The sequence below is a fragment of the cyanobacterium endosymbiont of Epithemia clementina EcSB genome (assembly GCF_029919255.1).
GTDB lineage: Bacteria > Cyanobacteriota > Cyanobacteriia > Cyanobacteriales > Microcystaceae > Rippkaea.
Genome location: NZ_CP123991.1, coordinates 2,373,128 through 2,385,450, shown reverse-complemented (window position 1 = coordinate 2,385,450; position 12,323 = coordinate 2,373,128). Strand labels below are relative to the sequence as shown.

General features: G+C 33.5%; 8 protein-coding genes, 1 other RNA gene and 1 pseudogene. 2 read left to right on the top strand and 8 right to left on the bottom strand.

The window, feature by feature from the left end; translation table 11 throughout:
- Positions 1-55: 55 nt before the first annotated feature.
- From P3F56_RS07970 to P3F56_RS07935, 8 genes and pseudogenes are all read right to left on the bottom strand, one after another.
- The gene (locus tag P3F56_RS07970) at positions 56-1,684 is read right to left on the bottom strand and encodes a GldG family protein (RefSeq protein ID WP_281152353.1); all 1,629 of its coding nucleotides are present in this window, start codon (positions 1,682-1,684) and stop codon (positions 56-58) included.
- Positions 1,685-1,782: 98 nt separating this feature from the next.
- Complete coding sequence (locus P3F56_RS07965; protein ID WP_281153770.1) at positions 1,783-2,568, bottom strand: ABC transporter permease; 786 nt, start codon at positions 2,566-2,568, stop codon at positions 1,783-1,785.
- Between the two features lie 4 nt (positions 2,569-2,572).
- Positions 2,573-3,544 (bottom strand): ABC transporter ATP-binding protein, encoded by a 972-nt coding sequence (locus tag P3F56_RS07960; protein ID WP_281152352.1) that lies wholly within the window; start codon positions 3,542-3,544, stop codon positions 2,573-2,575.
- Positions 3,545-5,057: 1,513 nt separating this feature from the next.
- Positions 5,058-5,154, bottom strand: an RNA gene (gene ffs, locus P3F56_RS07955) — signal recognition particle sRNA small type.
- Positions 5,155-5,201: 47 nt separating this feature from the next.
- Positions 5,202-5,498: an Asp-tRNA(Asn)/Glu-tRNA(Gln) amidotransferase subunit GatC gene (gene gatC / locus P3F56_RS07950; protein ID WP_281152351.1), complete on the bottom strand. Its 297-nt coding sequence runs from the start codon at positions 5,496-5,498 to the stop codon at positions 5,202-5,204.
- A gap of 29 nt (positions 5,499-5,527) precedes the next feature.
- A pseudogene (locus P3F56_RS07945) lies at positions 5,528-5,978 on the bottom strand (photosystem I assembly protein Ycf3).
- A gap of 658 nt (positions 5,979-6,636) precedes the next feature.
- Positions 6,637-7,281, bottom strand: a complete 645-nt coding sequence (locus P3F56_RS07940) for a histidine phosphatase family protein (protein WP_281152350.1) — start codon at positions 7,279-7,281, stop codon at positions 6,637-6,639.
- 46 nt (positions 7,282-7,327) lie between these two features.
- A complete protein-coding gene (locus P3F56_RS07935; protein WP_281152349.1) occupies positions 7,328-7,474 on the bottom strand; it encodes a hypothetical protein in 147 nt (48 codons plus the stop codon).
- Between the two features lie 820 nt (positions 7,475-8,294).
- On the opposite strand from P3F56_RS07935, the gene P3F56_RS07930 reads away from it, so the two are divergent.
- Both P3F56_RS07930 and mutS read left to right on the top strand, forming a co-directional pair.
- Complete coding sequence (locus tag P3F56_RS07930; protein ID WP_281152348.1) at positions 8,295-9,044, top strand: TerC family protein; 750 nt, start codon at positions 8,295-8,297, stop codon at positions 9,042-9,044.
- Positions 9,045-9,154: 110 nt separating this feature from the next.
- Entirely contained in the window at positions 9,155-11,767 is a 2,613-nt protein-coding gene (gene mutS, locus P3F56_RS07925; protein ID WP_281152347.1) for a DNA mismatch repair protein MutS, read from the top strand.
- The last annotated feature ends 556 nt before the right edge of the window (positions 11,768-12,323 follow it).

The following is a 12,323-nucleotide window of genomic DNA, read 5'->3' as shown; positions in this document are numbered from 1 at the left end:
TTTTCTAAACTATTAGATCCTAATTTACGATTAAATATTTTATCTAATCTATTTTTCACCGCCTACGTAACCAAGTCATGAAACCGGCAATAACCCCTCCTAATGGGAAAAATACTAATGTTAGAAAAGTCAATACTCCTGCTTGTAACGGAGTTAAATTTATCCGACGATTTTTCGCTTCTTTAGGACTGATTGATAAAGATTTATCATTTTTACTCACTAACCATTGAACTGAATTTAAAAATACATCGCCATTAAGTTGTTGATTAAATAAATTATTAGTAATGAACATTGAATTACCAATTATAACTAAACGAGATTCAATTTTATCAGAATTTATTGGTGTCATTTTTTCATAACTTTCTTTAGAGATGGAATTATTTTCTTGAGTTTCCATTATTTCTGAAGGAGAATCTTTATCTAGTTGACTAGAAGAAGGAGATAGTTGAAGTCTCTGCTTTTTATCTGAATCAATTTGACGAATTAAAGCAACTCCTAAATCAAACGGACCGGCAATGTCTTGAGTTTCATCAAAGGTAAACTCTTCAGATTCTACGTTACTTTCAGCCCACATTTGTTCCCCGGCAACTAATAGAGAAATTGCCTCTATATTTTCTACTTTGATAGTATCAATAGGACGCGCTAATGGATAGAACGAAATTCCGTTCTTAAACTCTTTTGTAATGGGGTGATTTCCATAGGTATTAATCAAAGGAGTTACTGGACCCAACCCGATTAAATTTCCTCGTCCTGAACTATCTATTACAACACGATTATCTAGTCGAACTCCCCATTTTTCTAGGATAGTTTCTAAACCTGTCTCAATATTAGGATTAAGTAACAAAAGAAGATTTCCCCCTTGATTCGAATAAGTCTCTAATGCTTTAACTTCTTGTTCAAATAATTTGCGTTGAGAACCTGCAATAATTATTGCATCTGCATCATCAGGAATCTTAGAAGACGTTACCAAATTAAGCGGTTCAACATTATATCCCTTGTTTTTTAAACTGTTAACAGCTATAAAAATACTGTCCTCGTGAGATTCTTCTAAAGAATATTCTCCATGTCCCTGAAGGAAATAAACTGTAGGAATATAATTGCGCTGAATTTTTTCAATAGCATTAGTTAGTTTTATCTCAGACAAAGGTTCCTGAGTATTAAATTGAATCAAGGTTTGTACTAACTGTCTTTTATCTCTATATTCTAGGTATACATCTCCTAATGAATTAACATTAAATTGTTTGGTTAATCCAAGGTTAGTATCAGGATCTATAAATTCAAATTTAAACTTTTTATTGTAGCGGCGATAATTTTCTAATAAGTCTTTATCTCTAGGATTAGGGGCTTTTACAAATAACCATACTTTGACAGGTTCATCAATATTTTTAACAACGTTTTGAGTTTGGGAAGAAATAGTAAAAAGTCGATTTTCTGTTAAATCAATGGGGGTTAAATAACGAACTGCTAAGAAATTAATTATTCCTAAAATAATTATTAAAGAAAAAGTGGAGACCAAAGCATTAGTCCCTGCTTGGCTTGATCTTCTTTGCCAGAAACTTCGTCGAGCAATCAATAAATAGGATAGCCAAATGATAAGGAAAACACTTCCAGTGATGATCAAACTAACATATAGAATTGACCCACTTTTGGTCATAGATTCTGCGATTAAACCGGCTACAGTCATAATTAGTCCTGGAATCAATAAATATTTCAAGACTTTGTGGTATTTAAACATATTTTGTCGTTTCTATTTCATTGAAAATACACGGATTACAGTAAATTCTAACTTCGTTGAAATCTAAAAATTTCTATGGATTGAGCCGTCAGAAAAATACCAATGAAAATATAACTTGCAAATAGAACTAAACTACTAGGTTCTAAAACACCTCTAACGAGATCATTGTAACTATCAAAAAGAGAAAGATGCGATAAAATACTACTAAAAGGTTCAATTATACTATTGGCTACTAAATCTATAATCCAAAGGAAAAGAATTAAAATAAATGTCAAAATATAAGCCAATATAGAACTATCTGTTAAAGAAGAAATAAACATCCCTAGTGACAAAATAGCTGTAGAAATAAAGAATAAAGACAAGTGAGTTAGGAGAATAATTTGTAGACTAACCGGAGGACTAGCAGCACTGAAGACAATAGTTTCCCAGATCCAGATAGGAACCATCAATACGATAAGAAGGCTAATAACTCCTAAAAGTTTACCAAAAGCAACTACCCAATTATTCACTGGAGAAGTGGCTAAAAGTTCTAAAGTTCCTCGCTTACGTTCTTCGGAATATAATCCCATAGACAATGCAGGAAGAAGCACTAAAAACAGAGAAATAATGACTCCTGAAAAAGTTTCTAAAAATTGACTAGCAACATCAACAGACCGGGAAATTTGTCCACTTTGTTCGAGAAAGCTAACATCTTGGGTCAATTGATCAAGAATTGCATTAAAAAAGAATCCTGAAATAAACCAAAAAAATGCTGCAATAATATAAGCAAAAGGAGTATAAAAATAACTTTGAAATTCTTTACGAACAATGGCAGTTAAATTAGATAAAATCATATATTTATTGGTCATTGACTACTTCTGATTCTTCGGTAAGCAAATTTAAGAACACATCCTCTAATGTAGGACGAGTACGACGCATTTCATATAAGGCTAACCCTCGGTCAATAATTAAGGCTGCAATATCTCGTCCCGGTTCTGTATTTAAATCAGCTGTTAAATGAACTAAATAGTGATTTGATTGATCATTTCTAGCGTTTTTTTTATCTCTAATGGTAACGTTATAAACACCTTTAATCTCTTCTAATAGGGATTTTATGCTATAAATATCCCCTGACACTTCCAGTTCATACCCACCACTTTCGGTTAATTGAGACATTAAATTGTTTGGGGTATCAATGGCAACTATTTTTCCTTTATTAATAATGGCTACGCGATCACAAGTCATACTAACTTCAGGTAGAATGTGAGTAGACAAAATAATAGTATGTTCTCCAGCCAGACTCTTGATTAGATGGCGAACTTCAATAATTTGTTTCGGATCAAGTCCGACGGTAGGCTCGTCTAAAATAATAGCTGGGGGATCGTGAACGATCGCTTGAGCAATTCCTACTCTTTGTTTATACCCTTTAGAAAGTTTACGGATCAGTACTTTACGTTTATCTTCGAGTTGACAGCGTTCCGTCGACCATTTAACTCGTGAAAGGCGATCTCCGGCTGCTATTCCTTTAATTCTTGCCACAAACATTAAAAATCCTTCTACTGTTATATCAGGATATAAAGGAGGGTTTTCGGGAAGATATCCAATACGCCGTCTCACTTCCATTGACTGTTCATGGACGTCATAGCCACTAATTTTAGCAGTTCCACTGGTGGCGGGAATATATCCCGATAAAATCCTCATGGTGGTAGTTTTTCCCGCACCATTTGGGCCCAAAAAACCGAGTATCTCTCCTGTTTTAACAGCGAAGTTCACATCTTGGATGGCAGCGGTGGAACCATAAATTTTAGTTAGGTGTTCAACTTCAATCATAGGGAATGAACGATAAAATCACATCAAATATCAATTATGCCGTAGATTGTATCAAAAATACGATAACTTCTATGGAGAAACTGTCAGTTTAAGGAATGAGTGATCAACTAGAGGGAAACTAGATTGTATTCTCACACTAGGATGTTTCTTCTTTAAGGAGATCATTAATCTGTTTAGTTGTCAGGGGAGCACTTAAATTTCTAGAATCAAAAGATTCTAGAAACTAGAAATAACTTAAATATACTTGCATAAATAATTTTTAAATTACTCAAAATATGCTGATAATAAAAAATATTTTTATTGATATCAATCTATATAACTTAAATAAGTAACCTTCAATAAGAATAAGTAAAATTAAATAAACCTATGCTCAAAAAGTAATTTTTAATTTAAAAAGCAATTACTGGATACTAAATTGTCTAAAAAATTAGCTAATACAATTAATAGATAAAACCTATTAAAGTTTACTTATAACTTCAAATAACTCTCTAAAAAAATAATAATGACTCACAATCTTATGCTCTTATATAGAGCATCAAAAAACTAAAAAATTTGCAGATTATATTGTTCACTATCAAACGTAATTATAATTTTTTTTTTTGAAACCCCTATGTTTTTTTGACAAAGTAAAAGTGCTAGCAATAGAGAAGAATAAAAGTAATAACGAGGATTAATACATGTCCTAAAAAACAGAAAATTTTATCTAAAAAGGTATCAATCTAAAAAATACGGCAAATAAAAACATAGATATGAAAATTATCCTTAATAGGAATTGAGCGCACATAATACATAAGTAATTTAGTTAAAGCAAAACTAAAATAATAGGAGAAATAATAATTATTTCTATACTTTTTATTAACTTATAGCCCGAAGATAAAATTCAATAAAAAAAATAAAAATAAAAACTTATAAAATTACCAGAAAAGTGTTTAAAAATAAAGTTAATTTAACTAGAACAGTTAAACAAACTCTTTATAATAGCGGCAATATAGATATACAAAACTATTTGCGTTTTTGATGTTTATCGAGAGCTGCCTACTTAGTTTATCGTTAAGGTAAGGATATTAATCATTTTTAGTTAAAAACTGCAATCGATAATTATTCTCGTTGTGTTATTGGGTTTAATCTAACGCTTAATGTCCTTAGCTCTTAAGTGGTTGTTTTAGCTTTACAAAATGCAATCTTACTTAAACAATATTAGGTCAAATTATTTAGTTGAAATTACGATTAAATTAGAATTTGTTAGGCATTGTAAAACCTCTTTTCAACATCCTCAATTAAAGATGTCTAATTAACGTTATGAGATTTGGAGACTCTCATTGTTCACTTTCTTATAAAGAGGAGCAATTGAAGTATTAACTCAAAAATAGAAATGACAAACTACACTCATCCTCAGCCTCAGGAGGTAAATCAAAGGTTCATTCCAGGAATGATGTCTGAGTGCATATTAAGACATTTGATTAAATGAAATCAATTTGTCACTGATGAAAAAATATATTTCCACACACGTGGCGGGGGCCCGGAGTCCACGCCTATTGCAAGCATCCCGTATTGCTGCTACCTTCCGGTCCTGACAAGATTTGGGCGTTGCAATCGCATGGGTCCGAGCTAACTATCAGCATAACATACAACTTAGAAATTTAGAGTTCTATACAGATTATTCTTCGTCACTTTTCAAAATTTGAGGAACTCGGAAGAAGTCTCCTTCTTTTTCTGGAGCTTCTTTTAAAAGGGATTCGCGGTCACTGTAAACAGTTGAACTATCGCTACGGGTAATGTTACTTAATTCGATTGCCCTAGTAGTTGGGGGCACATTTTCGGTATCAAGTTTGCTTAACTGATCAAAATATTCCAAAATGCTATTTAATTGAGGGGCAAATTCTTCTTCTTCTGTAGGAGTTATATTTAATCTTGCTAAATGAGCGATTTTTTGAACTTGTTGCCGATTAATCATTTATTTTTTCTAGGAATTAGGAATACTCATTAGAAAACAACGTTCATTTCTGAAGGTCCTAACATTTTAAACCAATTTTGAACTTCAATGTGATTATTGAAAGCTAAACAGATCGCTTGTTTACAACATTAAGTCGTTTTATTAACCAAAGCTTCTGTTTCTTCCCCTCGTTCTTTAGCTTTTTCTCCCTTGTAGTGATAAATAACAGCGATGTTATCTTGGGTTAAGAGCAACATATTTTGCATAGTATTCCAAAGCTTTGGCTTGCTCTCCATTGCTGGCATAAAAAATTATGTTAGTCTTGTAGAAGACATAGCTACGACTGTCAGGAGCTGCTTCCAACTTGAGAGCTTCATAGTAGTTATCTAACGTCTCGGTATATTCTCCATTTGCTTAAGTGGAAATTACCTCACGGTAGTACATAAAAGTTTCTTTGGCTTTTTTGCTGGTTGGTGAGATTTGGATAAAAATATCAGCCATTACCGTAAAGTTTTCATCAATGAAGTTATCATTACGTTAAGTTCTAGGCATTGTCTTGAGTCTCAAAATATTAACGATTAGGCATTTTAACTTAGTAATCCCAAATAATGTTAGCTACTGGAATCCAAGGATGATTTCAGTATATCAGTGAATTATTGCCAGCCATAATGGTGCACAATTGATAAAAAACATTATCCAAGTTGAATCAAACTAAGTATAATTTAACAGATAAATGTAAAACACAAGAAAGATTTATCTTGGGTTTTGTTACTCTTTTACCGAACAGCGTCGAAGACTACCCAACCAACAAGATTGAGGAAACTGAAGGCTCCGCGAAGCTAATAGCACTAAAATATGTATTTTCTGAGTTGATAAGCTATTTTTTCTAGAATATTTATCGAAAAAACGTCTCAGCATCATTCTAATAACCGCTTCACAATTAATATTCAATTCAGTTGTCATTGTATTGAGTTAATTTAACATGAATTACCGAAACACTATATTTAGCATGTTTCAGTTAAAACACAGAACTTATTTTAACACTCCCCATATCATGGTTATCTCTGTTGAGAAATTTGTTGCTGATGGTTAAATTTTTTCTTTGTATTTTTATCTGTTGTACACAAGTTCAGCAACACCACTTTTTTAAAAAAATTTTTTAAAGAAAGCTAATTTTACTCTCTGTTTTATGCAAATGGGAAGTGTCACCATTTAATTTCAATTGCCAGCGCTCATCTTCATAAACGACTTTAACTAAACAGCATAAAGCAGCCCTAATTTTAGGAGTTCCTGGCACTAATCCCCAAGTAGTTCCTAACACCGATACCCCATGACCAACTAATAAGATATTCTCGGGGAATTCAGCAATTAATTGCTTAATAATTTCTCCTGTTCGTTGCATTACTTTAGTTTCAGTTTCAGGATATTGAGGGACACATTTTGAGTGGTAATGCCAATTGATACGAGGATATTCTTTATCTAAATAGTCGGGAGGATGTATTTCTGGATGTTGACTCATCCATTCAGGATTGTGCCATTCAGCGAGTCCCGCTTCTAGTTTAATCTCAATATCAAGAATTTCCGCTATCTGATGGGCAGTTTGAATAGTTCTTAAAAAAGGTGAGGCAAAAATATGGACAATATTTTCTGATTTTAGTCGTTTTCCTAATTGTTGAGCTTGCATAATTCCGTCTTCAGAGAGAGGAGGATCGTAAGGACGTTCAGCCGTATTAAACCACTCAGGGTTAACAAAATCTAGACGATTCCCATGTCTAGCGATCCAAACAGTTTGATTAGAATTCATCAGTTTAATTTTTCTGTATAATTCCCAATTTATTGACCTATAATTCCTAAAAAATTAGGTCTATTTGCAATAAACTTAATTTTTTAGGTAAAGAGTTGTTCTTATTGTTTACCTTTTTATACACGGCTTTAGAGGCAATTAATTCTAAGGTTTCCCTCATAGTTTTTTGAAGTTTTTCAGCAATTAAATTCATAGCTAGTTCCTTGTTCGAGATGCACATTGTAGGAGTAGACGATAGCAGCCCTATTTAATAGTCTAAAATAACACGCACTAATTTTATGAGGAACTGTTTCTGCATCTCACAGGCGACATAGCCAATACCTAATCAATGAGAACATCTTCGTAATTAGGAAATCAATGACACTACAGTACGATTATCTGCTAAGTTACACAATTTTTTCAACATTTCCACTTTCACCAATGAGGTAGAAACAATCAAAAAGCTTTGCTCTATGAGTAGAAATCTGAGTTTTTAATGGTTTTAATGGTTTAAACCGACTTCCAAAATAAGTTACCCAAAAGTAGATTTCTTCCCAATCTCGACGGGCTAATACAGCAGCTACTGTATCAGGAAAATTACTTTTAGACCTGACAGATTTTCAAATATGGAGGTACATTCTAGGTTGAAAGATTAGGATTTAAAGGTAATTTTAGGGGTAGCTAATTCAACTAAAATACATCTTATTTAGTTTTTGAGAGCTAGTATCGTCGCTTCTCGAGCTTGAATAATAGCCACTTCTAAACTGGTAGGTACTGCAAACTAAGCACAATTGCTAATACATTAAAATTTTCTGAACTATTGTTACATAGTTCCTAAACCTATTTCAGGCTTAAATCGCTACTGGACCTGTTACACTTTGTCTCTTCAGTTTCCCTCCTTAGTTTCCCTTTTTACTTTTCCGAGAGAAGATCCTTTATGATGAAACAAGGGTCAAATTAATATCAATTTGGTTCCAGCTCAATTTTGTGCTCATGCCCTCATTGAATAATCTCAATTTAGTAAATATTTTTTAATGCTAGACCAGATCGTCGATTCTTCCCTTATATTTAGTTTCAAAACCATCCTGATATTTTTAGTTCTCGTTATTTTAGAGGCTGTTTTATCTGCAGATAATGCTATTGCCTTGGCTGCTATTGCCCAAGGATTACCGAATAGGAAATCACAAAAATATGCTTTAAATTTAGGCTTGGTTTTCGCTTATATTCTACGAATGGCCCTAATTTTAACAGCGACTTGGGTAATAAATTTTTGGCAATTTGAGCTATTAGGAGCCTTATATTTACTGTGGTTGGTGTTTAATTATTTTATTTTCCAAAAAGAAAAAGAACATCATCACAGTTTACAATCTCAATCGTTATGGCAAGCTATTCCTTCAATTGCTATCACAGATTTAGCATTTTCTCTTGATAGTGTTACCACTGCAATCGCTATTGCTGATGATCTTTGGTTAATTCTTTTAGGGGGAACAGTTGGGGTAATTACCTTAAGGTTTTTAGCAGAATTGTTTATCCATTGGTTAGAAGAATATACTCACCTTGAAGATGCAGGTTTTATTACTGTGGGATTAGTTGGAGTTAGACTTTTAATACGGGTAATTAATACTGACTTTGTCCCTCCTGAATGGTTAATGATTAGTACTATAGCACTGGTATTTTTATGGGGATTTTCTAAACGATCTTCTGAAACAATAGAACCTCACAAAGTTGCGATGGAAGACTTAGAACTTAAGGAACACGAGGAGCGTGAAAAAATTTCCTCGTAGTAACAAACTTATGACCGATACTACCCAATAAGAATATAGAGGGAATAACAAAGTTGTACTCCGAAACTCCAAAATACTAACTCTGAACTAGATGACTGACCATTTCAATTATGACCATTTCTCCTGATCCTAATTCTCAATCAAAACTTGGGACAAGCAAATCTCCTCATACTAATTATTGTCATCTTGACTTCCAGAAATTAACCCCCATGTATCAGCATTACGTGAAGGTTAAATGTCAATATCCTAATGCTTTATTAGTGTATAGGGTAGGAGATTTTTTTGAGTGCTTTTTTCAAGATGCCGTAATAATTTCCCAGGAATTAGAATTAGCGTTAACTAGTAAAGATGGAGGAAAAGAAATTGGTCGAGTAGCCATGACAGGAGTTCCTCACCATGCCTTAGAAAGATATAGTCGCTTGTTAATAGAAAAAGGTTATGCTTTGGCTATTTGTGACCAAGTAGAAGACTCTTCTCAAGCAGTTGCTCAAGGGCGCATGGTAGAAAGAAAAGTGACTAAATTACTCACTCCCGGAACTCTAACAGATGATGGGATGCTACAAGCCAAGCGGAACAATTTTTTGGCTGCTATTGTAGTAGAGAAAAAACATTGGGGACTTTCCTATTCTGATATTTCAACTGGCGAGTTTTTTACTACTCAGGGACAAGAATTAGCTAATTTAAACCTGGAATTATTGCGTCTACAACCCTCAGAAATTTTAGTTCCTAGTAATGCCCCTAATTTTAATAGTTTATTGCGTCCTGGAGAACAATCGGAATATCTAATTGATGGGTTGCCAGACTGTTTCTGTTATTCCTTGCGATCACAAATTCCTTTTACTTTAGATAAAGCCAAATCCCAGCTTTTGATCACTTTTGGTATTCGTTCCCTCGAAGGAATGGGATGTGAACATTTACCCCTAGCAATTCGAGCCGCGGGAGGGTTATTAGAATATATCGAAGATACCCAGAAAGTCCATCAGATTTCTCTACAACCCCTACGAACTTACAATCAGGTTGATTTCCTAATTTTGGACTATCAAACCCGTCGTAACCTTGAAATTACCCAAACTGTAAGGGATGGAACCTTTCATGGTTCTTTATTATGGGCTTTGGATCGTACTTGTACTGCTATGGGAGGCCGAGCTTTACGTCGTTGGTTGATCGAACCTTTACTAGATATCAAAGGAATTAATGCCAGACAAAATACAGTTAAAGAGTTAGTAGAAAATCCTTCATTGCGCCAAGATTTGCGTCAATTATTACGCAGTATTTATGACTTAGAAAGGATTACCGGTAGAGTAGGTTCAGGAACGGCAAACGCGCGGGATTTGTTATCATTAGCAGAGTCTTTAGTACGGTTAACTAATTTAGTAGAATTAACTTCTCAAGGCACTTCTCCTTATTTTAAAAAATTGCAAAAAATTCCCCCTGGATTAGAAAAATTAGGTAGATATATTATTGACCATTTAGTTGAATCTCCTCCTCTTCATTTAAAAGATGGAGGTGTAATTCGTGATGGCATTAACAGTGACTTAGATGCCATCCGTCATCGTCTTGAAGATGATCGTCAATGGTTAGCTAATTTAGAAGTTACAGAAAGACAAAAAATCAGAGTATCTAATCTAAAAGTTGGTTACAATAAGACTTTTGGTTACTATATTAGTCTTCCTCGTAGTAAAGCAGAACTGGCCCCAGATAATTACGTTCGTAAACAAACGTTAACTAATGAAGAAAGGTACATCACTGCTGAATTAAAAGAACGGGAGACTCGTATTTTAACAGCACAAGATGATCTCAATAAGTTGGAATATCAAGTTTTTACAGAATTACGTTCTAAAGTAGCTAAAAAAGCCCAAGAAATTCGTGATATTTCTAAAGCGGTAGCGGCTATTGATGTCTTATCAGGGTTAGCAGAAATAGCAGTTTTTCACGGATATTGTTGTCCCGAAGTCATCGAAGGAAGAGTAATAGAAATCGTCGATGGAAGACATCCGGTCGTTGAACAATTTTTGGCAGCAGGTGCATTTGTTCCTAATTCAACCTTGATAGGTAACAATCAAGACAATGATGCTCCTGATTTAATTGTTTTAACTGGCCCCAATGCCAGTGGAAAAAGCTGTTATTTAAGACAAGTGGGACTGATTCAATTGATGGCACAAACTGGAAGTTTTGTTCCGGCTACAACCGCAAAATTAGGAATTAGTGATCGCATTTTTACTCGTGTAGGGGCAGTAGATGATTTGGCTACAGGACAGTCAACCTTTATGGTGGAGATGAATGAAACCGCTAATATCTTAAATCACGGAACTGCTAAATCTTTGATTTTATTAGATGAAATAGGACGAGGAACTGCTACTTTTGATGGACTATCTATTGCTTGGGCAGTCGCAGAATATTTAGCAACAGAAATTCAAGGAAGAACGATTTTTGCGACTCACTACCATGAATTAAATGAATTAGCATTTATTTTTTCTAATGTTGCTAATTATCAAGTGACAGTACAAGAATTACCCCATGAAATTATTTTTCTACACCAAGTCCGTCCAGGAGGCGCAGATAAATCTTATGGGATAGAAGTAGGAAGATTAGCTGGATTACCTAATTCGGTCATTAAACGAGCCAAACAAATGATGGATCAGATTGAAAAACATAGTAAAATTACCTTAGGAATACGCCAAGGAACCCAAAAATTTAGTTATTTAAAAAGAAAAGAAGAATAGGGATCAATTGATTAAACAATTAAAGATTTAGATTAGAATTCTAATTTTAAATATTTAATAATAATTGACCTAACTGAAATTTTTAAAATTTATTAGTTCTGATTTAAATAAAATTAAAAAAAGGTCGATTAGACTGAACTGATCATCTAAAATTAATCAATGAAATGCTAAGTCAAAAAACTTTATAGTCAAAAATTTATAAGGTTCCCAAATCTATAAGTTCTCTTTTTAAGAGAACTCAATTTACTGTTAACATTTTACACTGTTCCTCAGTAAAAATAGGCAATCACTTTTCCAAATGTAAGGACTCTAATTGTCCACAGCTTTTTCAGGACAATAAATAGTATTTTTCCTACCAATCAGCCAATATTAATGATACCCAATACCCAATGCCTAATTTGAGTTATTCTTAAAAATTGTCCCAAATTTCTATCCTAATTGGTAAAGTTTTATATACCCTGTTTAATTTTATTTTCGTTATTTGGCAAAATAATCATACGTTCCTTATCAGTAATATTTGTGGTTGTTCTATTGTCTGTAAACATAATTCATGAGA